The sequence below is a fragment of the Quadrisphaera sp. DSM 44207 genome (assembly GCF_900101335.1).
Lineage (GTDB): Bacteria > Actinomycetota > Actinomycetes > Actinomycetales > Quadrisphaeraceae > DSM-44207.
In genome coordinates, this window is the sequence record NZ_FNKA01000001.1 from 1,060,104 (window position 1) to 1,081,910 (window position 21,807).

At 76.1% G+C, this 21,807-nt stretch carries 22 protein-coding genes and 2 tRNA genes; 4 read left to right on the forward strand and 20 right to left on the reverse strand.

Translation table 11 applies throughout. From position 1 onward, the window contains the following. Positions 1-46: 46 nt before the first annotated feature. The 4 genes from BLS82_RS05050 to BLS82_RS05070 form a co-directional block, all read right to left on the reverse strand. Complete coding sequence (locus BLS82_RS05050; RefSeq protein ID WP_218123571.1) at positions 47-1,033, reverse strand: ABC transporter substrate-binding protein; 987 nt, start codon at positions 1,031-1,033, stop codon at positions 47-49. A gap of 70 nt (positions 1,034-1,103) precedes the next feature. Continuing rightward, a complete protein-coding gene (locus BLS82_RS05055) occupies positions 1,104-2,150 on the reverse strand; it encodes an ABC transporter permease (RefSeq protein WP_218123572.1) in 1,047 nt (348 codons plus the stop codon). Then, a complete protein-coding gene (locus tag BLS82_RS05060; protein WP_092862805.1) occupies positions 2,147-2,989 on the reverse strand; it encodes an ATP-binding cassette domain-containing protein in 843 nt (280 codons plus the stop codon). The genes BLS82_RS05055 and BLS82_RS05060 overlap by 4 nt, the downstream gene beginning before the upstream one ends. A 195-nt stretch (positions 2,990-3,184) precedes the next feature. Continuing rightward, positions 3,185-3,826, reverse strand: coding sequence for a M15 family metallopeptidase (locus tag BLS82_RS05070; protein WP_092862806.1), 642 nt, complete (start codon positions 3,824-3,826; stop codon positions 3,185-3,187). A 185-nt stretch (positions 3,827-4,011) separates the two neighbouring features. Here BLS82_RS05070 and BLS82_RS05075 point away from each other — a divergent pair, with 185 nt between their 5' ends. Continuing rightward, positions 4,012-4,422, forward strand: a complete 411-nt coding sequence (locus BLS82_RS05075) for a four-helix bundle copper-binding protein (RefSeq protein WP_092862047.1) — start codon at positions 4,012-4,014, stop codon at positions 4,420-4,422. Between the two features lie 28 nt (positions 4,423-4,450). Here BLS82_RS05075 and BLS82_RS15590 read toward each other — a convergent pair whose 3' ends face one another. From BLS82_RS15590 to BLS82_RS05100, 6 genes are all read right to left on the reverse strand, one after another. Further along, positions 4,451-4,591 carry a hypothetical protein gene (locus BLS82_RS15590; RefSeq protein WP_176818930.1) on the reverse strand — a complete coding sequence of 47 codons (141 nt, stop codon included), beginning with the start codon at positions 4,589-4,591 and terminating at the stop codon, positions 4,451-4,453. 75 nt (positions 4,592-4,666) lie between these two features. Next, complete coding sequence (bglX, locus tag BLS82_RS05080; RefSeq protein ID WP_369811045.1) at positions 4,667-6,907, reverse strand: beta-glucosidase BglX; 2,241 nt, start codon at positions 6,905-6,907, stop codon at positions 4,667-4,669. Between the two features lie 405 nt (positions 6,908-7,312). Further along, a complete protein-coding gene (locus BLS82_RS05085; protein WP_092862051.1) occupies positions 7,313-7,999 on the reverse strand; it encodes a hypothetical protein in 687 nt (228 codons plus the stop codon). A 323-nt stretch (positions 8,000-8,322) separates the two neighbouring features. Next, positions 8,323-8,395: transfer RNA gene (locus BLS82_RS05090), tRNA-Arg, on the reverse strand. A gap of 24 nt (positions 8,396-8,419) precedes the next feature. After that, entirely contained in the window at positions 8,420-9,085 is a 666-nt protein-coding gene (gene ribB, locus BLS82_RS05095; RefSeq protein ID WP_092862053.1) for a 3,4-dihydroxy-2-butanone-4-phosphate synthase, read from the reverse strand. A 119-nt stretch (positions 9,086-9,204) separates the two neighbouring features. Then, positions 9,205-9,295, reverse strand: a tRNA-Ser gene (locus tag BLS82_RS05100). A 190-nt stretch (positions 9,296-9,485) separates the two neighbouring features. Between BLS82_RS05100 and BLS82_RS05105 the strand changes: the two genes are divergently transcribed. From BLS82_RS05105 to BLS82_RS05115, 3 genes are all read left to right on the forward strand, one after another. Then, complete coding sequence (locus tag BLS82_RS05105) at positions 9,486-11,087, forward strand: LCP family protein (RefSeq protein ID WP_092862055.1); 1,602 nt, start codon at positions 9,486-9,488, stop codon at positions 11,085-11,087. 72 nt (positions 11,088-11,159) lie between these two features. Beyond that, positions 11,160-11,405: a DUF6480 family protein gene (locus BLS82_RS05110; RefSeq protein WP_092862057.1), complete on the forward strand. Its 246-nt coding sequence runs from the start codon at positions 11,160-11,162 to the stop codon at positions 11,403-11,405. Between the two features lie 7 nt (positions 11,406-11,412). Next, a complete protein-coding gene (locus tag BLS82_RS05115) occupies positions 11,413-12,537 on the forward strand; it encodes a glutamate--cysteine ligase (RefSeq protein ID WP_092862059.1) in 1,125 nt (374 codons plus the stop codon). An 88-nt stretch (positions 12,538-12,625) separates the two neighbouring features. Here the strand turns inward: BLS82_RS05115 and csrA are convergent, their stop codons facing one another. The 10 genes from csrA to fliO form a co-directional block, all read right to left on the reverse strand. Continuing rightward, complete coding sequence (gene csrA, locus BLS82_RS05120) at positions 12,626-12,901, reverse strand: carbon storage regulator CsrA (RefSeq protein ID WP_092862061.1); 276 nt, start codon at positions 12,899-12,901, stop codon at positions 12,626-12,628. Between the two features lie 126 nt (positions 12,902-13,027). After that, on the reverse strand, positions 13,028-13,669 hold the full coding sequence (locus BLS82_RS05125; protein WP_092862063.1) for a PilZ domain-containing protein: 642 nt from the start codon (positions 13,667-13,669) through the stop codon (positions 13,028-13,030). Beyond that, positions 13,666-15,432, reverse strand: a complete 1,767-nt coding sequence (locus tag BLS82_RS05130; RefSeq protein ID WP_092862065.1) for a hypothetical protein — start codon at positions 15,430-15,432, stop codon at positions 13,666-13,668. Before BLS82_RS05130 ends, BLS82_RS05125 begins: the two co-directional genes overlap by 4 nt. After that, a complete protein-coding gene (locus BLS82_RS05135; protein ID WP_218123575.1) occupies positions 15,410-17,425 on the reverse strand; it encodes a flagellar biosynthesis protein FlhA in 2,016 nt (671 codons plus the stop codon). The genes BLS82_RS05130 and BLS82_RS05135 overlap by 23 nt, the downstream gene beginning before the upstream one ends. Before the next feature lie 181 nt (positions 17,426-17,606). Further along, entirely contained in the window at positions 17,607-18,041 is a 435-nt protein-coding gene (locus tag BLS82_RS05140; RefSeq protein WP_092862069.1) for a hypothetical protein, read from the reverse strand. Positions 18,042-18,289: 248 nt separating this feature from the next. Then, on the reverse strand, positions 18,290-19,387 hold the full coding sequence (locus BLS82_RS05145) for an EscU/YscU/HrcU family type III secretion system export apparatus switch protein (protein WP_092862071.1): 1,098 nt from the start codon (positions 19,385-19,387) through the stop codon (positions 18,290-18,292). Then, positions 19,384-20,184 (reverse strand): flagellar biosynthetic protein FliR, encoded by an 801-nt coding sequence (gene fliR, locus BLS82_RS05150; RefSeq protein WP_218123577.1) that lies wholly within the window; start codon positions 20,182-20,184, stop codon positions 19,384-19,386. The genes BLS82_RS05145 and fliR overlap by 4 nt, the downstream gene beginning before the upstream one ends. Before the next feature lie 6 nt (positions 20,185-20,190). Further along, positions 20,191-20,466 carry a flagellar biosynthesis protein FliQ gene (gene fliQ, locus BLS82_RS05155; protein WP_092862073.1) on the reverse strand — a complete coding sequence of 92 codons (276 nt, stop codon included), beginning with the start codon at positions 20,464-20,466 and terminating at the stop codon, positions 20,191-20,193. Continuing rightward, positions 20,463-21,359 (reverse strand): flagellar type III secretion system pore protein FliP, encoded by an 897-nt coding sequence (fliP, locus tag BLS82_RS05160; protein WP_092862075.1) that lies wholly within the window; start codon positions 21,357-21,359, stop codon positions 20,463-20,465. The genes fliQ and fliP overlap by 4 nt, the downstream gene beginning before the upstream one ends. Then, positions 21,356-21,802: a flagellar biosynthetic protein FliO gene (fliO, locus tag BLS82_RS05165; protein WP_092862077.1), complete on the reverse strand. Its 447-nt coding sequence runs from the start codon at positions 21,800-21,802 to the stop codon at positions 21,356-21,358. The genes fliP and fliO overlap by 4 nt, the downstream gene beginning before the upstream one ends. Positions 21,803-21,807 lie beyond the last annotated feature (5 nt).

Below are 21,807 nucleotides of genomic sequence, written 5' to 3' on the forward strand. Positions count from 1 at the left end.
CCAGGGCAGCGCACCCCCGGCTGCGGGCCCGGGCTCGCGCCCGTGCTCAGCAGTCGGTGCGGTAGACGTACTGCTGCACCTCCTCCGAGGCCTGGTTCTCCGGCGTGGCGAAGACGAACGGCACGGTCTGCTCGCGCTCGACCTCCTCGCCGTCCGCCAGCGCCACGGCGGTCTCCACGCCCAGGGCGCCCTCGCCGTAGGGGTACTGCACGACGATGCCGTCGACGTTCCCGTCCTCCAGGGCCTGCAGGATCGGCTCGGAGGTGTCGTAGCCGACGACCTTCACCTCGCCGGTGCGCCCCGCCTCGCGCACGCCCGTGATGGCGCCCTCGGTGTTGTTGGTGCTCATCGTGTAGATGCCGACGAGGTTCGGGTTGGACGAGGCGGCCGAGGACGCGATGGACGCCGCCCGCGCGGTCTGGTTCTCCGCGTACTGCTCCCCCAGGTAGGTGATGCCCGGGTACTCGGCCAGCTTCTCGCGGAAGCCGCGCTCGCGGGCCTCGCCGATGGGGTTGCCGGGGGACTGGTTGATCGCCAGGACCTCCCCCTGCTCGCCGACCATCTGCGCCAGCTGCTCGGCGGCCAGCGCCCCGCCGGCCTCGTTGTCGGACTGGATGTTCGAGCTGGCGATGCTCTTGTCCTCCAGGTCGCCGTCGATGGTGATGACGTCGACGCCGGCCTCCTTGGCCTGCAGCAGCGGCACCTGCATCGCGGTGGCGTCCGTGACGGAGATCATCAGCGCGTCGGGGGCGTCGGAGACCACGGCGTTGACGATCGAGGTCTGCTCGGCGACGTCGAACTCCGAGGAGCCCTGGACGGCGAACTCCACGCCCAGCTCCTCGGCCTTGTCGCGGGCTCCGCACCCGACCGTGTTGTAGAAGGGGTTGCCGGTCAGTCCCGGCACGTAGACGACGGACAGCGCCTCCTCGCCCGAGCCCGCGGCCTCCTCCTCCCCGCCCCCGCAGGAGGCGAGGAGGAGGGCGGAGGCGGACAGGGCGAGGGCCAGGCGGGCGCGGGAAGCGGGAGGACGCACGGGAGGAGCTCCTTCGGGAGTCGGGAGGGCGCGGGGTCGGGAGCGCGGGGTGAGCGGGGTGCGGCGGCGCTCAGACCCGCTCGCGGCGGCGGCGCTTGAGCTGGTCGAGGTAGACGGCGACGACGAGGACGACGCCGATGGCGACCTCCTGCCAGAACGGCTGCACGTTCATCTGCACGAAGCCGTTGTTGAGCACCGCCGGGATCGCCATGCCGATGGTGGTGCCCAGGACGGTGCCGATGCCGCCGAACAGGCTCGTGCCGCCGAGGACGACGCCGGTGATCACCTCGAGGCCGTCGGTGGTGTGCCCGGAGACGGTCGTGGTGGCGAAGCGGGTCAGGGAGAGCATCCCGGCCAGCCCGGCGAGCGCGCCGTTGACGGTGTAGAGGACGAAGGTGTGCCGGTCGACGTCGATGCCGGAGCGGCGGGCGGACTCCGCGTTGGAGCCGATGAGCTGGGTGTGGCGGCCGAAGCGGGTCTGGGAGAGCACCACGCCGCCGACCACCGCCACCACGGCCGCCACCCACACCAGCCAGCTGACGCCGAGCGGGCGGTCGGCGGAGACGGCGATGAGCGCCCGCGGCACGGTGCGCACGTCGGTGCCGTCGCTGATGAGCAGCGCGGCGCCGAGGGCGGCGCCCATGGACCCCAGCGTGGTGATCAGGGCCGGCACGCGCAGCCGGGCGATCACCCAGCCGTTGACCGCCCCCCAGGCCGTGCCGGCGGCCAGCGCGACGAGCAGGCCGAGCACGACCGTGCCGGCGCCCTGCCCGCCGGTGGCCTCCATGACCTTGGCCGCGCACACGCCGGAGAAGACCAGCACGGACCCGATGGAGATGTCGAAGCCCGCCGCGACCAGCACGAACGTCATGCCGACCGCCATCACGAGCAGCACGGCCATGTCCATGAGGATGTTGCGCCCGGTGTTCAGCGTCGGGAACGAGTCCGGCTGCGCGAAGGAGAAGACGAGCACCAGCACGAGCAGGACGCCGGCCATGTAGGCCGCCGAGGAGCCCAGCGCCCGCCGCCACGGCGGCAGGCTCGCCGACGACGGGGCCGCCGGGGGCGGCGGCTCGGCCGTGCCGGTGGCGGTGCGAGAGGAGTCGACGGCGCTCACCGGGCCACCTCCGCGGACGAGCTGGGAACCGAGCCGGCGACCGAGCCGGGAACCGGACCGGCGACCGGGGTGGGAGCGGGGCGGCCGGCCTGCGCGTCCAGCGCCCCGGTCATCGCGCCGACGAGCTGCTCGACGGTGGCGCCGCGGGCGGGCAGGTCCGCGACCCGCCGCCCCAGGCGCAGCACCTGCACGCGGTCGGCCACCTGGAGCACCTCCGGCATGTTGTGGCTGATGAGGACCACGGCGACGCCGGTGCCGGCGACGCGGCGCACGAGGTCGAGCACCCGGCCGGTCTGCCGGACGCCCAGGGCCGCGGTCGGCTCGTCCATGATGACGACCCGGCGGGCCCACATCACCGCGCGGCAGATCGCCACGCTCTGGCGCTGCCCGCCGGAGAGCGCGCCGACCGGGGCGTCGAGGTCCTTCACGTCCGTGCCCATGGAGGTGAACGCCTCGGCCGCGCGGGCGCGCATCGTGCGCTTGTCCAGCAGCCCGAGGCGGCCGAGCAGGCCCGGGCGCAGCAGCTCGCGGCCGGCGAAGGCGTTCTCGGCCGGGCCGAGCTCGGGCGCGAGCGCGAGGTCCTGGTAGACGGTCTCGATCCCCAGCTCCCGCGCGTGGGTCGGGGAGGTCATCCGCACCGGCTCGCCGTCCAGGAGCACCTCGCCGGCGTCGCGCTGCAGGGCGCCGGACAGGATCTTGATCAGGGTGGACTTGCCGGCGCCGTTGTCGCCGATGAGGGCGGTGACCTCGCCGGCGTGCGCGACGAAGTCGACCTCGCGCAGCACCTGCACGTGCCCGAAGGACTTCACCACGCCCCGGGCCTCGAGCACGGCGCTCACGCCGGCACCGCCCGGGGCAGGAGGGAGCACGGCGGTGTCATGGGGCCTCCAGCGCGCAGCGTTCGGGACGACGTCGGACCACCGCTGGCGAGAAGCGACCCAGAGGAGGAGCCAGACGCTAACCGGCGGGCGGCGCGGCGCGCATCCGGAGGGTGCGCTGCAGGAGGTGGCAGGAGGTGGCAGGAGCGCGGAGGATCAGCCCGGCGGGGAGTAGGTCCAGTGCCAGGGCTCGCGCGGCACGTCCTCGGCGAACCCGAACTCGCCGCCGTGCTCGCGCATCCACGCCAGCGCCGTCGCGTCCAGGTCGAGGTCGAGGCTGCGGCCCCAGCCGTGGTCGCTCGTGCCGGGCTCGGCCGCCAGGCCGCCCTGGGAGTACAGGCCCTTGCGGCGGGCGAGGTCGACCTGCTGCTCGTAGGAGCGGTAGGAGTCCGTGACGCCGATCTGCACGCCGTCGCGCGCCGCGGCCGCGGCGAGGCTCGAGAAGGCGTCGGCGGCCGGCGCCCACAGCCGGTGGTCCCCGCGGCCGATCGGCGCGAGCGCCGGCTCGGGCACGCGCCCGTTGCCGTAGCCGGCCAGGGCCACGGGCACGCCGTCGGCGGTCATGGCCGTCGAGGTGCGGCTCGCGCGCTCCAGGCGCAGCGCCGCCAGCTGGTCCTCGGCGCCCAGGGCGACGGCTGCGGTGCTGCCGGCAGGGGCAGCAGGGGGCGCCGTCGCCGCCAGCGCACCGTCCAGCGCGCCGGCGAAGGCCGGCGCGCCCGTCGCGCTCGAGGAGGTCAGGGAGGCGATCCGGCCCTGGATCTCCGCGATCCGCGCCGTCACCCCGGCTAGGCCGTCCACGCGCACCGCCGCTGCCTCACCCGCACTGCATCGGCCGCGGCGCGCGCGGGCTTGAGACCACGCCGCCCCGCTGCCGCCGCCGGGGGTGTGCAGGACGCTCCTCGCGCGGGTAGGGGCACCGGCGTCGGCGGTTCCCGCGAGCGGCAGCGCGCCGCTCCCCGCCCGGCGCCCGGAGGCCGACCCCCATGAGCACGACCACCGCCCGGATGCTGCAGGCCCACCCCAAGGACCTCGGCGGCGTCGACCAGGAGAAGCTGCGCGCCTGCATCGACGCCTGCTTCGAGTGCGCCCAGGTCTGCACCGCGTGCGCCGACGCCTGCCTGAGCGAGGACATGGTCGCGGAGCTGACGACGTGCATCCGCACCGACCTCGACTGCGCCGACGTCTGCGTCACCACCGGCCGCGTGCTCTCGCGGCACACCGGCTACGACGCGAACCTCACCCGCGCCGTGCTGCAGGCCTGCGCCGCCGCGTGCAGGGCCTGCGGGGACGACTGCGCCGAGCACGCCGAGATGCACGAGCACTGCCGCGTGTGCGCCGAGGCGTGCCGCCGCTGCGAGCAGGCCTGCCGCGACCTGATCGCCAGCCTCGGCTGAGCCACCGCTGCGCCGGCGGGCGCGGACGTCAGGCCCGGGCGTCGGCGGGCGGGGCGCCGGCCGCGGCGGCCGCCGCCAGGGCGGACAGGGCGGTCAGGTCGGTCAGGGCCGCGGCGGCGAGCGCGCTGCGGCCCTCGCGCGGCAGCGGGCGGGTTCCGGGGGTCTCCACGGCGGCCAGGGTAGGGACGCCGTCCCCTCGCCGTGCGCCTTTCGTCGATGACGCGCGGCGAGCGGACCGCGCGTGCTAGGAGGCCTGCCCGTCCGTCGTGGTGAAGGTCGCCGTCAGCTGCGCGGTGGAGTCCCCGCCCACCCACACGTCGAAGGGAGAGGCCTCGAGGACGACGTCCCGGACGGCGGCGTTCCAGTAGCGCCGGTGCTCCGGCCCGACGGTGAAGGCCACGGTCCGCGACTCGCCGGCCCGCAGGTGCACCCGCTGGAAGCCCTTCAGCTCGCGCACCGGGCGCGCCGCCGTCCCGTGCCGCTGGTGCAGGTAGAGCTGGACGACCTCGTCGGCGTCCCGGTCGCCGGCGTTGGTGACGGTGACCGAGGCGGTGAGGCTCTCGCCCACGGGCAGCGACTGCCGGTCCAGGGTCAGGTCGGCGTGGTCGAACCGGGCGTAGCTCAGGCCGAAGCCGAAGGGGAACAGGGGCGTGCTCGCCTCGTCCCAGTAGCGCTTCGCCTGGTTCTCCGGCTCGTGCGAGGCGGTGTGGGAGTGCACCACCGGCACCTGCCCGACGGAGCGCGGCCAGGAGAACGGCAGCTTCCCGCCGGGCGAGACGTCCCCGAGCAGCAGGTCCGCGACCGCGGTGCCGCCCTGGGTGCCCGGGTACCAGACGTCGAGGATCGCCGGCACGTGCTCGACCGCCCAGCGCAGGTCCAGCGGCCGCCCGTTCAGGAGCAGCAGCACGACGGGCGTGCCGGTGGCGACGACGGCCTGCAGCAGCTCCAGCTGGCGGCCGGGCAGCTCCAGGGAGGACCGCGAGGCCGCCTCCCCGATCATGTGCTGCCACTCGCCGAGCACCACCACGGCCACGTCGGCCTCGCGGGCCAGGTCGACGGCCCGGGCCAGCTCGGCCTCGTCGTCGAAGCCCTCGGGGTCGGGGGGCGTGTTGCCGGGGAACGCGTCGAAGATGGAGGGGAAGAGCCGCTGCGCGGGACGGACGCCCGGCGCGCAGCGGACCTGCACGGCCTCCCCGAGCCTGGTCCGCAGGCCCTGCAGCACCGTGACGGTCTCGTCGAGGTCGACGTCGAACACCCACGGGCCGAGGGTGTCGCGCCTGGAGTCCGCCAGCGGCCCGAGCACCGCGACCGAGCCCAGGCGCGCGGGGTCCAGGGGCAGCAGCGGGGCGCCGGCCACCGCCTCGTTGCGCAGCAGCACCGCCGAGCGCTGCGCCGCCTCCCGCGCCGCCTCGCGGTGCGCGGGGTCGGCCAGGACGGCGCGGGCCCGCTCCTCGTCGACGTAGGGGGACTCGAACAGGCCGAGGCGCAGCTTGGCCTCCAGGACGCGCCGCACGCACGCGTCGACCGCCTCGACGCTGACCGCGCCGCTCGCCACGGCCTCGGGCAGGTGCGCGTAGGCGGGGTCCGTCATGGCCATCTCGAGGTCGAGACCGGCGCCCGCCGCGCGCGCCGCGGCGTCGGTCGGGTCGGCCGCGAAGCCGTGGGTGACCAGGTTGCGCACGGCGTTGGCGTCGCTGACGAGGAACCCCTCGAACCCCCACTGCTCGCGGAGGACCTCGACGAGCAGCCAGCGGTTGGCGGTGGCGGGGACGCCGTTGAGGGGCATGTACGCCGTCATCACGTTGCCGGCGCCCGCGGCGACCGCGGCCTCGAAGGGCGGGAGGTAGACGTTCCACAGCTGCGCGTCCGACAGGTCGACCTCGTCGTAGTCGCGCCCGCCCAGGGCGGCGCCGTACCCGGCGAAGTGCTTGGGGCCGGCGATGATCCGCTCGGGGGCGCCGAGGCGCTCGCCCTGGAAGCCCCGCACCTGGGCCGCGGCCACCGCGGCACCGAGGTGGGGGTCCTCCCCCGCCCCCTCCACGATGCGCCCCCACCGCGGGTCGCGGGCGACGTCCACCATCGGCGCGAACGTCCAGTGGATGCCGACCGCCCGGGCCTCGCGCGCCGCGACCGCCTGCCCGCGCTCCATCGTCGCGGGGTCCCACGACGCCGCCATCGCGATCGGCACCGGGAAGATCGTGCGCAGCCCGTGGATGACGTCGAACCCGAACAGCAGCGGGATCCCGTGACGGCTGCCCTCGACCGCCCGCCGCTGCAGCCGGTTGGTCTCGGCCGGGTCGGTCACGAACAGCAGCGACCCGGCCCCGCCGCGCGCCAGCGCGTCCTCGACCTCGCCCGGCCGCTGCGGCGACGGCCCGACCGCCGCGTCGTCCTCGTGCAGGCCGAAGGAGAAGTACTGGGTCAGCTGGCCGGCCTTCTCCTCCAGCGTCATCGCCGACAGCAGCTCCTCGACCCGGGTCCGGATCGCGGCGCCGTCCGCGCCGTCCGCGCCGTCCGCGCCGTCCGCGCCGTCCGCGCCGTCCCGGACCTGGGCTCCCGTCACAGCACTCCTCCAGAGGTGGGCGGCCGGCCGCCGTCGGCGACCGGGGCCCGTCGCGCCGCCGTCCGGACGAGCGTGACCGGCAGGACCCGGACTCGCAACCTCCTGGTCCGTCAGCGGGTCAGGGCCAGGCGGGCGCTGAAGCCGAGGAAGACCGCGGCGCACACCCCGTCCAGGCTCCGCGAGACGCGGGGACGGCGCAGCCAGGTGCCGGCGCGGTGCGCCAGGAGCGCGACCGCACCGAGGAGGACCAGCCCCTCGACGGAATGTCGAGGCAGCTTCGAGGCTCATCCGCTGCTCCTCCACCCCGACCGGTGGGCAGCTGCCGGGTCACGGCTCCGGCAGCAGGAAGCCGCCGGTGGCGAACCACCACGCGGCGTCGAGGACCAGCACGGCGCCGATCAGGAGCAGCGCCGCGGTCCCGACGCGGCGCAGGCCCGGCTGGGCGCGCGCCCACCAGGTCCGGAACCGCTCGACGGCCCGCTGGTGCCCACCGCGCGCGACGGCCACGAGGAGCAGCACCAGAGGTGCCTGGCTGACCACGGCCCACAGCAGGTGCGCGAGCACCACCGCCACCACGTCCTGTCCTCGTCCGGCCAGCACGGTCAGGGCGAGGAAGGTGGGGTCGAGGACCGCGCTGAGCGCGAACACGGCACCGACGCCGAGCAGGCGCGCAGCGCCCGTGGCGGTGCGGCGCGGCCTCGGCGTGCGCGCGCCGCGGCGCACCAGGCGCACCATCCCCCACGCGAGCACGAGCGCGCCCACGACGAGCTCGAGCACCGCGCCGCCGCGACCGCTCGGCACGAGCACCGACCAGTCGACCTCGGCCACGGTGCTGCCGACGGTGAGGGACAGCACCGCGCCGAGGACGGCGGTCCCGACCAGCACCACCGCGCCGTAGCCCAGCACCACGCGGTCGCGGGCACCGGCGGCCAGGGCGGCGACGGCGATCAGCGCGCCGGCGGGATCGACGCCGGCCACGCCCAGGCCGAGCGCGGTCGCCAGGAGGCTGCCCACGCCGACCAACCTAGAGGGGGCGCGCAGAGCCGACCCGGCTCGTCAGCTCCTGGACCCGCAGCAGCGGGCGGAGTCGCCGCCGTCGGTGACCACCACGCGGCCCTGCTCGTCGACGAGGGACCTCGTGCCGCACCGAGCGGGACCACCCGGTGACCTCCGGCGGTCAGCGCGCCGAGCTCCACGGCAGCGCGTCGACGCCTGTGACACATCTGTGGCACGTCGGCCTCCGAGGGGCCGCAGCCGGTCGCTGGCAGCTCTCACGCCGAAGACCCCCGCCAGCACGTCTGCTGGTCAGGGGCCTTCGTCGTCGCTGTCTCGACGAGCGCGCCCGGCAGGACTCGAACCTGCAACCTTCTGATCCGTAGTCAGATGCTCTATCCGTTGAGCTACGGGCGCTCGGCGCGATCGCCGGGGAGCACACTACCGGACGTCGGCGCCGCGAGCGGACCCGGCTGCGGCCCCCGCGAGCGGTGGCAGATGCTCGGCCAGCTCCCCCACCGTCACGTGCGGCAGGCGGTGCCGGGAGGCGAAGGCCCGCAGCTGCGGCCCTCGCATCATCGAGCCGTCCTCGGCGACGAGCTCGGCGAGGACACCGACCGGCCGGCGTCCGGCCGCCAGCGCGAGGTCGACGGTCGCCTCGGTGTGGCCGCGGCGCACCCGCAGGCCGCCCTCGCGGTAGCGCAGGGGGAAGACGTGCCCGGGCCGGACGAGGTCGGCGGCGGTGGTGTCCGGGTCGGCCAGGGTGCGGATCGTCAGGGCCCGCTCGGCGGCCGAGACGCCCGTGGTGATCCCCGCGGCGGCGTCGACGGACACCGCGAACGCCGTGCGCAGGCTCTCGGCGTTCTGCTCGACCATCTGCGGCAGCGCCAGGCGGTCGAGGTCCGCCCCGGTCATCGGGACGCAGACGATCCCGGTGGTCCACCGCACGACGAAGGCCACCTGCTCGGGCGTGACCGTCTCGGCGGCGCAGACGAGGTCGCCCTCGTCCTCGCGGTCCTCGTCGTCCTGCACGAGCACCAGCTCCCCGCGGGCGAAGGCGGCCACGGCCTCCGCCGCGCGACGGGCGCTGTCGGGTGCTGCGGGCATCGCGGCGACCTCTCGGCTGGGGCGGCTCGGGCGGCTGGGCGGGGACGACCGGCGATGCTATCCAGGCACGCGCACGGGCCCGGTCGGGCGAGGCCGACCGGGCCCGTGCGCGCTCGGCGCGGAGGCGGCGGGATTTGAACCCGCGATGGGGTTGTAGCCCCAAACCCGCTTAGCAGGCGGGCGCCATAGACCGGACTAGGCGACGCCTCCCCTGCGCTCCGTCGGGCCTGGCAGGACCGTGCCATCGAGAGCGCAGCTCCGAGGATATCGCGCCACCTGGCCCGAGTGTGCGCTACCGGGTCCGCAGGAGTGGTGCAATGGTCATCCCGGCACGACTCCCGGCGCGACGCCCAGCACCAGGCCCGCACCGACCACCAGCACGAGGCAGGAGGACGCCCTGATGGCCGCTGAGCCGGCGACCTACCGGAGCCGTCGCGACGCCCGCTCCGGCGGGCGCGTCGACGTGCGCTCCGAGGACGCCGGTGCGGGCGGCCCGGCGGGGGCTCCCGGCGGCGCCTCGCGCGGGCACCACGCGAGCGGGCGGGGCGACTTCTTCGGGCGGCTGATGGGCATGACCGTGCTCGGGGCGCTGGTTCCGGGCGCGGGGCTGGTGGCGGCCGGACGCCGCCGCACCGGCTGGGCCCTGATCGCCCTGGACGTCGTCGTGGTCGCCGCCGCCGCGGCCCTGCTCGCCAGCGGCCGCGCGCTCGACCTGGGCCTGCGCCTGGCCACGAGCCCGACCGCGATGACGGTCCTCGCCGCGGTCGCGGCAGGGGTGGGGCTGCTGTGGTGCCTGGTCATCCTCGTCAGCCACCTGGCGCTGCGCCGGGAGCGGCTGACGTGGAGCCAGAACCTCCTCGCCGCCGTGCTGGTCGTCGCCCTCGTGGGCGTGGTGGGCGTGCCGTCCGCGACCGCCGTGCGCTACTCGCTGACGCAGCGCTCGCTGCTGACGAACATCTTCGACGAGTCCGGCGGCCGCGAGGGGCTGGCCGCCCCGACCGCCGGCTCCGACCCGTGGGCCGGCGTGCCGCGCATCAACGTGCTCCTGCTCGGCGGGGACTCCGGGGAGGACCGCGAGGGCACCCGCCCCGACACGATCATCGTGGCGAGCATCGACACGGCGACGGGCGACAGCGTGCTGCTGAACCTGCCGCGCCAGCTCGAGGAGGTCCCGTTCCCCGCCGGCTCCCCGGCCGCGAGCGCGTGGCCGCAGGCCTGCGAGGAGAACGGCGAGGGCGGCTGCATGCTCAACGCCACCTGGCTGTTCGGCGAGCAGCGCCCGGAGCTGTTCCCCGGCGCCCCCGACCCGGGCCTGGCCGCCACCCGCGCGGCGGTCTCGGCGGTGCTCGACCTGCAGATCGACTACGTGGCCGTCGTGGACATGAAGGGGTTCGAGGACCTCGTCAACGCCATGGGCGGCATCGTGCTCGACGTCCCGCGCGACATCCCGATCGGCGGCGGCACGAACCTCGCCACCGGCCGCAAGTACCCGATCACCGGGTACATCGAGGCGGGCCAGGACCGCCGCCTCAACGGCTACGAGGCCCTGTGGTTCGCCCGCTCGCGCGAGGGGTCGAGCAACGACGAGCGCATGGACCGCCAGCGCTGCGTCATCAGCGCCGCTGTCCACCAGTTCGACGTCGTCCAGCTCGCCCGCGCCTTCCCCGCCCTGGCCGCCTCCGCCGAGCGCAACGTCGAGACCGACATCAGCGCCAGCGAGCTGAACGCCTTCGTCGAGCTGGGCCTGAAGGTCAAGGACGCCTCGCTGCGGTCCCTGTCCTTCACCAGCGCCAACATCGACACCGGCGACCCGGACTACGACCGCATCCACCAGCTCGTCGACGAGGCCCTCGCCCCGCCGCCGCCGCCCGCTCCGAGCGCGGCGCCGTCCCCCGGCGCCTCCCCCAGCGCCTCGAGCGCCCCGGTGCCCGCGGACGGCGCGACGCCGGCCCCGGTGGACCCGAACCAGGCGGTGGAGACCTCCCAGGTCTGCGGCGGCTGATCGACGACCGGTCGGCGGCTGGTCAGCGGCGTTCCCCTGGCAGGACCGTGCCGGGCGGCTCACAGTGGTGGCATGAGCCGTGAGAGCAACGACCCCCAGGCCCACGTGCCGCAGAACGCCGACCCGGCCAACACCCCGGGCCTGGAGCCGGGCGGTGGCGTCGCGCCCGGGGACACCCCGCCGGCAGCCGGCTCGACGAGCGGGCTCTCGGCGCCGGAGCCGAAGGTGCCGAGCCTGCGCACCAACGCGATCATCGGGATCATGATCGCCGCGCTGTTCGCGGCCGGGATCCTGGCCTTCTTCGTCGCCCGCCTCTGAGCCGCCGGTGCCCGTCCCCTTCACCCCCTCGCCCCGGCCCACGCTGGGCGTGGAGTGGGAGATGGCGCTGGTGGACCGCCGCACCGGCGACCTGTGCAGCAGCGCGGGCGAGGTGCTGCGCGCCGTCCACGAGGGCGGGTGCGACGAGGCCCGCGTGACCAAGGAGCTGCTGCGCAACACCGTCGAGGTCGTCACCGGGGTGTGCGAGACCGTCGCCGAGGCGGTGGAGGACCTGCGGGCCACGCGCGAGCTGGTGCGCAGGGCCGCGGAGCCGCTCGGCATCGAGCTGGTCAGCTCCGGCACGCACCCGTTCGCCCAGTGGAGCGCCCAGCAGGTCACCGAGGGCCCGCGCTACGCCGAGCTCATCGAGCGCACGCAGTGGTGGGGCCGGCAGATGCTGATCTGGGGCGTGCACGTGCACGTGGGCGTCTCCTCGGTGCACAAGGTGCTGCCGATCCTCAACTCCCTGCTCAACACCTTCCCGCACCTGCAGGCCCTCTCGGCGTCCTCGCCGTACTGGGCGGGCACCGACACCGGGTACGCCAGCAACCGGGCGCTGATGTTCCAGCAGCTGCCCACGGCCGGGCTGCCGTTCCAGTTCGACACCTGGGCTCAGCTGGAGTCCTACGTCGACGACATGCTCGTCACGGGCGTCGTCGACTCGTTCAAGGACATCCGCTGGGACGTCCGCCCCTCCCCCGCCAACGGCACCATCGAGGTGCGCGTGTGCGACGGCATCCCGACGCTGCGGGAGCTGACGGCCCTGACGGCGCTCGTGCAGTGCCTCGTCGTCGACCTCGACGCCCGCCTGGAGGCCGGCGAGCAGCTGCCGACCATGCCGCCGTGGCACGTGCAGGAGAACAAGTGGCGCTCGGCGCGCTACGGCCTGGACGCCGAGGTCATCCTCGACGCCGCGGGCCGCGAGCGCCTCGTCACGGACGACCTGGCGGACCTGCTCGAGCGCCTCGCGCCCACGGCCGCGCGCCTGGGGTGCTCGAAGGAGCTGGCGAGCGTGGCGGAGATCCCGCGCCGGGGGGCCAGCTACCAGCGCCAGCGCGCCGTCGCGGCGGCGCACGGCGGTGACCTGCGGGCGGTGGTGGACAGCCTGGTCGCGGAGATGCGCGAGGGCTGAGGACGGCCCGGCGCGGGCGGTCGTTCCGGGCGGTCGTTCCGGGCGGTCGTTCCGGGCGGTCGTTCCGGGCGGCGGTTCCGGTGCCGGCTCAGGCGGACGGCGTCCGGCGGCCGGGGCGCGCGGACGCGCCCCGGCCGGCGAGGCCCTGCCGCAGGGCGTCGAGGGCCGCGGGCGTCGCCGGGGCGGCCGCCGCGGCGAGGTTGGCCTCGCGCACGGCGCGGAAGACCTCCTCGCGGTGGACCTGCACCTCGCGGGGGGCGTCGATGCCGACCCGCACGACGTCGCCGCGGACCTCGACGATCGTGACCACCACGTCGGACCCGATCACGACGCTCTCTCCGGCACGGCGCGTCAGGACCAGCATCCCTCCACGATACGGGCCCGCAGGTCGCCGCGGGCCGAGTGGACGCAGGACGTCCCGAGGGGCCCGCCGCGCCGCGGCGGGCCCCTCACGAGCAGGAGCAGGCGGTGCTGCGGCGCAGCCCCGCGCTCACGCCCGGCGACGGTAGCGGCGCTCCCACGCGAAGACGTGGCCGCGGATCTCGTCGGCGCCCGGCACCGGCTGGTGGAACTGGACGGCGAGCTCGGCGGCCAGGCCCCGCTCGGTGGCGCGCAGCACGGTGCCGGTGAGGGCGAAGTCGCCCTGGCGCTCGCCGCCGACGACGACGTCCGCGACGACGGCGCTGCCGACGCCGCCGCCCCAGCCCGTCACGAGGGCGAGCATGCCGCCCTCGGACAGGTCCAGCACGTCGCCCTGCGCGGTGCCCTCGAAGGGCACCAGCCAGGTCAGGGTCGTGCGCGCCACCACGGCGGGGGCGCGCACGAAGGAGCGGCGCTGGTGGACGACGACGTCGCCCACGGGCTGCACCCACCACACGGGCACGGCGCCGAGGACGCGCTGGCGCAGCAGCACCTGGACCACGAGCGCGCCGCCCGCGGTCGGCCAGACGAGGTCGAAGGCCTCACCGGGCGCGGCGGGCTCGCCGCCCCCGGGAAAACCGGGCGCGGCGACGGCGAGCCAGCCCTCGTGCAGAGCCTCGACCCGGCTGGGTCGGGTGCGGCCGGCGGCGTCGACGACGCTGACGGCGTCGTGCAGGTGCGGCAGGTGCGGGCGGGCCGCGGAGGCGCTCACGCGGCGTCCCGGGCGGGCGCGGCGGCGGAGCCGTCGACGACCTGGGTCACGAGGCGCTGGCCGACCAGCGCGGTCCAGGCGGCGGCGTCGGCGCGGCGGCCGTCGAGCCGGCCGACGGGCACGGGCAGGTCCAGGACGGTGGCCGGGTCGGCGGTGCCGTCGACGGCGCGCACGGCGAGGGCGTCGACCCCCGTCTCCGGCGCGACGCGGCGCAGCCACCGGGCGGCGTCCGCGGTCTTGCAGGTGGCGTCGACGACGGCCCAGACCTGGTCGGCGCCCAGCGCGTCGAGCGCGGACGTCGCGAGCACGGTGCCCTCGCCGACGCCACCCTCGACGGCGACGACGAGGGTGCCGCCGCCGGCGCGGGTGCGGGCGGCGGCGCGGGCGGCGGCCTGCTGGTCGCGCAGGCGGCGGGAGGTGGGCAAGCCGTGCCCGAAGCAGCCGACGACCACGACGTCCTGGGCGGCGAGGCCGAGGTCGGCGGCCAGGCGCTCGGCGACCTCGACGGCCGCGGCGGCGGCGCCGACGACGGCGACGACGGCGCCCGGGCCGGCGGGCAGGTCGGGCGCCTGCGGCAGCGCGGCGAGGCGGGTGGCGAGGACGGGCATGGCGGACTCCAGGTCGTCGGGGAGGCCCGCGCGCAGGGCGGCGGGCAGGCCGAGGGCGGCGAGGCGCTCCTGCATGCCGCCGGCGGGCGCCCGCTCAGGAGCGGGCGCGGCGGGTGCCGCGGCGGGGGCGGGCGGGGTGGCCGGGAGGGCCTGCTCGGCCGGCAGGCGCACCCCGTGCAGGGAGGGGACGCCGGCCAGGATCTCCGAGACCGAGGGCACCCGGACGCGGGAGGCGCTGCGGGCGAGGCGGTGGCGCTCGAGCGCCGTCTCCCGCGGGCCCGGTCGAGCCGGCGGCGGGACGGCGTCCACGGGCTCCGGCTGGGGCACCGGCGCGGGGTCGGGCACGGGCGCCGGTGCTGGCACCGGCGCCGGGTCGGGCACGGGCGCCGGGTCGGGGACGGGTCGGGGCTGCGGCGCGGGCACGGGCGCGGGCGCGGGCGCGGGCGCGGGCGCGGGCGCGGCCGGGTCGAGCAGCGCGCGGCGGACGCCGGCCAGCAGCTCGGCGAAGTCCGCGCTGTAGGTCGACAGCGGCGGCCCGTCGGGGAAGGCCGGTGCGGTGGGCGGGTGCGGCGCCGGGGCCGCGGGCGCCGCGGCCGCCGGGGCCGCGGTGGCGGTCGCGCTGGGCAGGACGGCGGGGAGGACGGCGGGCACGAAGACGGGCGCCGGCGCCTCCGCGGCGGGCGCCGGAGGGGCCGGGGGTGCCAAGGGCGCCGGAGGGGCCGGGGGCGCCGGAGGAGCCGCGGCAGCGGCGGTCACGACGGGGACGCGGGGGGCGGGGACGGAGACCTGGACGGGAGCCCGGACGGGAGCCCGGACGGGGGCGGCAGCCGGCGCGGACCCGGAGAGGACGACCTGCTCGGTGCGCTCCTCGGCGCTCTCCGCGGCCGCCAGCAGGGCCTCGAGCCCGGTGGCGTCGGCGGGCACGCCGGGCGCCACCACGCCGGGCGCCACGGCGGGGAGGACGACCGTGGGCACCGACGCGGTCAGGTCGACCTCGACGGTGACCTCGTAGCGCTGGCGGGCGAAGAACCCGCCGACGCCGCCGACGCGCACGCGCTCGGCCTTGACGATGCGCGCAGCGGGGCCGTGCTCGGCCCGCACCCGCTGCAGGAGCGGCTCGATGGCCGGACCCTCAAGCAGCAACTGCGTCAGCACCGCTCACCACCCCCACGGTCTCGATCATCAGGCCGGGCCCGGAGACCTCGGCGTAGGACAGCGCGGTCACCCGCGGCACCGCCATCGCCACCAGGCGGCGCAGCGGGGCGCGCAGCGCCGGGGCGCACACGAGCACCGGAGCCCACCCGAGCTCCTCGGCGGCCGCCAGGCGGCGTCCGACCTCGTCCACGAGTCGCTCGACCCTGGAAGGATCCATGCCGACCTGCGTGCCGGCGTCCGTGACACGCAGGGACTCCACGAGCTGGTGCTCCAGGAGGGGGTCGAGGGTCAGCACGCGCAGCACGCCGTCCTGCACGTGCGCGGCCGCGACCGCCGGCCCCAGCGCGGTGCGGGCGGCCTCGACGAGGGCGTCGACGTCCGCGCCGCCCTTGGCGCGCAGGGACAGGCCCTCGTAGATGCGCGCGAGGTCGCGGATCGCCACGCCCTCCTCGAGCAGGGCCTGCAGGACCCGCTGCACCTCCCCCAGGGAGAGCAGGTTGGGCACGAGCTCCTCGACCACGGCGGGGTCGGACTGCTTGAGGGCGTCGGTGAGGGTGCGCACGTCCTCGCGGGAGAGCAGTCGCGCGGCGTTGGTGCGCACGATCTCGGCCAGGTGCGTGATGAGCACGGACGCGCGGTCGACGACGGTGGCGCCGGTCATCTCCGCCTGGTGGCGCATCTCGGCGGGGATCCACTTGCCCGACAGCCCGAACACCGGCTCGGTGGTCACCTGCCCGGGCAGGCCGTCGAGCGCGTCGCCGAGGGCGAGCACCTTGCCGGACGGCGCCTGGCCGGCGCCGACCTGGACCCCGGAGATCCGCACGGCGTAGGTGGACAGCGGCAGGTCGATGGAGTCGCGGGTGCGCACCGGCGGGACGACGACCCCCAGCTCGAGGGCCACCTTGCGGCGCAGGGATCGCACCCGGTCGAGCAGGTCGCCGCCGGAGGAGGCGTCGACGAGGTCGACGAGGTCGGGCGCCAGGACGATCTCGAGGGGGTCCACGCGCATCTGCTGCATCAGCGCCTCGGGCGTCTCGGGCAGCGCGGTGAGGGCGCTGGGGGCCTCCTCGGCGGCGGCCTCGTCGGCCTCGGCGGGCAGGCGCTGCGCGAGCAGGATCATCGCGGCGCCGATGAGCACGAACGGCAGCTTGGGCAGGCCGGGGATGAGCGCGATGGCGATCGCGCCGGCGCCGGCGATGCGCAGGGCCGGCTGCGAGCGCAGCAGCTGGGAGGCGGCGTCGCTGCCGAGGTCGCCCTGCGTGGTGGCGCGGGTGACGATGAGGCCGGTCGCCACGGACATCAGCAGCGCGGGCACCTGGGTGACGAGGCCGTCGCCGATGGTGAGCAGGCTGTAGGTGGCCAGCGCCTCCCCGGGGGCCATGCCGCGCTGGGCCACGCCGATCACGAACCCGCCGACGAGGTTGATCAGCGTGATGATGATGCCGGCGATGGCGTCGCCCTTGACGAACTTCGAGCCGCCGTCCATCGCGCCGTAGAAGTCGGCCTCGGCGGTGACCTCGGCGCGGCGGGTGCGCGCGACGTCCTCGTCGATGAGGCCGGCGTTGAGGTCGGCGTCGATCGCCATCTGCTTGCCGGGCATCGCGTCGAGGGTGAAGCGGGCGCCGACCTCGGCGACGCGGCCGGCGCCGTTGGTGATGACGACGAACTGGATCACCACGAGGATCAGGAAGATCACGAGGCCGATGACGAGGGAGCCGTCGACGACGAAGTGCCCGAAGGCGTCGATGACCTTGCCGGCGTAGCCGTCGGCGAGCACCAGGCGCGTGGAGGCGACGTTGAGGCCGAGGCGGAAGAGGGTCGCCACGAGCAGCAGCGACGGGAAGATGGAGAAGTCCAGCGGCCGCTTGACGTACATGCTGGTCATGAGGATCAGCAGCGCGCCGCTGATGTTCACGGCGATCAGCAGATCCAGCAGCAGCGCCGGCAGCGGGATGACGAGCAGCAGCACGGTGCCGACCACGCCGACCGGCATGGCGAGCTGGCTCCAGCGACGAGGGCCCAACGTCCGTCCTGTTCCGGGGTCTCCCCCGTTGGTCGCGGCCCGTCCCTGGCCGTGCGGCGCCGTCCTGGCACGGGTGTCATCGGCCGCGGCGGCCGCGACCTTGAGCCGGGGCCCCGGGGGCCGGCCGGGGGCGGCTCCCGGGGAGGGCCTCTCAGACGACGCGGTCCACGCGCGCGACCGCCGGGCGCGGGGAGGTCTGGGCGGCGACGTCGCGCGCGTGCCGCCGTCCCTCGAGGTAGGTGATGATCCCGGCCAGGTGCGCGGGCTCGATGGGGTGCGGCGCGCGCTGGTGGCGCTCGTAGAGCGTCTGCGCCTGGTCGACGCCGAGGTCGCTCACCAGGCGGCCGAGGTAGCGCTCCGTGGCCAGGACCGCCGCGACCGCGCTCGCGTCGCCCGCGCCCGAGGCGGCCTCGACCACGCGCACGTCGTCCGGGGTCAGGTGGCCGACCAGCTCGCGGCGGGTGAGCCCGACCCGGGCCGCGGCGTGCTCGATCGCGCCGGGGCGGCCGGCGGGCGCGGCGAGCGGGACGTCGCGGGCGCTGCCGCTGCCGCTCGCGGGGACGGCGGGAACGGGTCCGATGGACATGGGGATCTCCTTCCTCCCCCGGCACATCGGCCGCCGCGGCGCCGCGCTGGACGCCCGTGGACCCTCTCGGGCGCTCCTGGACGCCCGGGTCGCCCGACCGGCCCAGCGACCCCCTCGACCGCACCTGGGCGCACAACAGCGCCCGCGGCCCGCCTGAAACCGCAACTGGGCGCACAACAGCGCCTACGGCGTGCCTGGAACCGCACCTGGGCGCACAACAGCAGCGCGGAGAGGGGGCGGCGCGAAGGTCAGGCCGGCAGGGCGCTGCCGGACGGCGCGCGGTGCACGCCGGCGGCCGAGCCGCGCCGGCGCAGCGCCATCACGAACGCCAGCACGCGGGCGACCGCGGCGTACAGGTGCGGCGGGATCTCCTGGTCCAGCTCGCACGCGGCGTGCAGGGCGCGCGCCAGCGGGACGTCGGCCACCATCGGCACGCGGTGCTCGGTGGCCCTCTCGCGGATGCGGGCGGCCACGTGCCCGGCGCCCTTGGCCACCACGCGCGGGGCCCCGCGGTCCTTGTCGTAGCGCAGCGCCACGGCGACGTGCGTGGGGTTGACGAGCACGACGTCGGCCTTCTGCACCTCGGCCATCATGCGGTTGCGGCTCATCGCCATCTGCTTGGAGCGGATCGCGCCCTTCAGCTGCGGGTCGCCCTCGGACTGCTTGTGCTCGTCCTGGACCTCCTTGCGCGTCATCCGCAGCTGCTTGGTGATCCGGCGGCGGGTGACGGCGTAGTCGGCAGCGGCGAGCACCAGGCCCACCGCCACGGCCGTGCGCAGCATGGACGCCGTGCCGCCCGAGACCGCCTCCAGGGTGCTCGACAGCGGCATCGACCCGGCGGTCAGCAGCAGCGGCGCGAGCTCCCGGATCGTCAGCTGCAGCACGAACGCGACCGCGACCGTCTTCAGCAGCGCCTTGGCGCCCTGCCACCACGCGGCCGGCCCGAACAGGCGCTTGAGGCCCTTGAGCAGGTGCAGGTTCTTCGCGCTGGGCTTGGCGGCCTTGGTGGCGACGTGGATGCCGCCCTGCCCGGCGGACGCGGCGATCGCCACGACGACCGTGACGGCCAGCAGCGGCCCCAGCACGGGCAGCAGCGCCCCGGCGCCCTGCCCGAGGGCGGCGAGCACCATCGCGGGCTCGGGGTCGCGGGCGACGTCGGCGACCCCGGCGAGCATGCGCTCGGTGCGCTCGCGGCCCTCGGCGATCACCACCGGGAGCACCGCCGCGGCCGCGCCGAGCCCGAGCCAGGCGCCGAGGTCGGGCGAGCGCGCGACCTGGCCCTGCTGGCGGGCCTCCTTCAGCTTCTTGGCGGTGGGCTTCTCGGTCTTGTCCTCGCCCCCGCTCACGACCCGCTCCCGCCCCGCGCGATCGTCGTGGTGGTCCGGACGGCGTCCTGCGCCAGGGAGTCGACGAGGGAGGGCAGGACGGCGACGGCGAGGACGGCGACGCTGAGGGTGATGAAGATCTTCAGCGGGAAGCCGAGGGAGAACGCGTTCAGCGCCGGCGCCACGCGCGTGAGCAGCCCCAGGCCGACGTCGGTGAGGAAGAGGACGGCGATGAGCGGGCCGGCGATCTGCAGCGCGGCGAGGAACAGCTGCGCGGCGCCGTCCGTGACGACGCGGGCGACGACGTCCAGCGACAGGCCCTCGTCGACGCCGAGGACGTCGAAGCTGCGGTGCAGCCCGTGCAGGACCACCAGGTGCCCGTCGCTGGCGAACAGCAGCACGATCGCCGTGAAGTGGTAGAAGCGCCCGAAGATCGACGAGCCGCTCTGCGTCTGCGGGTCGAAGGCCTGCGCGAGCTGGAAGCCGCCGAAGAGGTCGATCAGGTCGCCGGCGGCCTGCACGGCGGCGAAGACGAGGTAGCAGGCGAAGCCGAGGGCGCCCCCGATCAGCACCTGCTGCGCGGCGGCGACGACGAGCGCGCCCGCCTGCAGGGTGGCCGGCGGCAGGTCGAGCCCGGGCGCGACGGCCAGGCCGAGGGCGAGGGCGAGCAGCGCCTTGACGCGCGCGGGGATCGCGCGGTGCGCGAAGGGCGGCGCGAGGACCAGCCAGGTGGTGATGCGCAGCACCGCGAGCAGCGTGGCGACGACGGTCTCCAGGGGCACCCCGAACGACAGGGGCGCCGGCGCGGGCAGGCTCACGGCGGCTCAGCCGGCGGCGAGCAGGTCGGGGATGCGGCCGAAGAGCGCGGTGGTGAAGGAGACCCACTCGTGCAGCATCCAGTTGCCCGTCACCAGCAGCGCCACGCCGACCGCGAGGGCCTTGGGCACGAAGCTGAGCGTGACCTCCTGGATCTGCGTGACCGACTGCAGCAGCGAGATCGCGAAGCCGACCACGAGGGCGGTCACCAGCACGGGGGCGGACAGCTTGGCGGCCACGAGCAGCGCCTGCAGGCCGATGTCGAGGACGGCGGCGTCGCTCACGAGCCGTAGCTCCCCACGAGGGCGGTGATGATCAGGCCCCAGCCGTTGACGAGCACGAACAGGAGGAGCTTGAAGGGCAGGGCGACGGTCACCGGCGGCAGCATCATCATGCCCATCGCCATCAGCGCCGCGGAGACGACGACGTCGATGACGAGGAACGGCACGAAGATGACGAAGCCGATGATGAACGCGGCGCGCAGCTCGGAGAGGACGAAGGCCGGCACGAGGGTCAGCAGCGGCACGTCCTCGCGGCTGGCCGGGTTGGGCCGGTCGGCGGCGCGGGATATCAGCGCCAGGTCCTCCCCGCGGGTCTGGCCGAGCATGAACTCGCGCACCGGCTGCACGCCCACCTCGAACGCCTGGCCCGAGGTCATCGCCCCGGCCAGGTAGGGCTGCACGGCGCCCTCGTTGACCTCCGAGATCACCGGGGCCATGACGAAGAGGGTGAGGAAGAGGGCCAGGCCGGCGAGCACCTGGTTCGGCGGCATCGAGGTCAGGCCGAGCGCGTTGCGGGTGATGCTCAGCACCACGATGATCTTGGTGAACGCGGTCGTCATGAGCAGCAGCGCGGGGGCCACCGCGAGCAGCGTGACGGCGATGATGAGGGTCACCGCCGAGCTCGGCGTCCCGTCGACGCCGTTGACGTCGACGCTGACCGCCGGGGCGGAGGCGTCGGGCGCCGCCGGGGGCACCGGGGCGGTCGGCCCCGGCGCGGTGCCGGTGGTGAGCATGGCCGCCGGCAGGGCCGCCGCCGGCAGGGCCGCCGCGGCGGCGGGCGCCGCGGGAGCGCCGGCGAGCAGCGCGCCGAGGGCGAGCACGAGGGCCGCGAGGGCAGGGGCGGCCGCCGCCGCGGCGCCGGGACGGCGCCGGGGCGGGGAGGCGGAGGGGGTCATCCTCGGGTGGTCCTCTCCCGCAGGGCCTCCAGGGCCCGGCTCCAGGTCTGCGGCGAGAGCGCCGAGCCCTGCAGCGGCGAGCGGGGCGCGGGCGCGGCGGTGCGCACGGCGGCGGTGGTGGCGGCGGTCAGGTCCACCTCGGTGCGCTGCTCGGGCGCCGCGGCGGGCTCGAGCACGGCGGACAGGTCGGTCTCGGCCAGCAGGCGCACGGACTGCTCGGTGACGCCGAGCACGAGCGCGCGGTCCCCGACCCGGACGACGGCCACGCCGGCGCTGCGCCCGAGGGACTGGCGCCCGACCACCGCGAAGCGACTGGCGGGAGCGACGCGGCCGGCGCCGGTGCGGCGGGCGCCGCGGGCGAGCAGCCACACCAGGCCGAGCACGGCGGCGAGGGAGACCGCCACGCGCAGCAGGAGGTCCGCGACGTCGAGACCGGTGCCCACGGCGG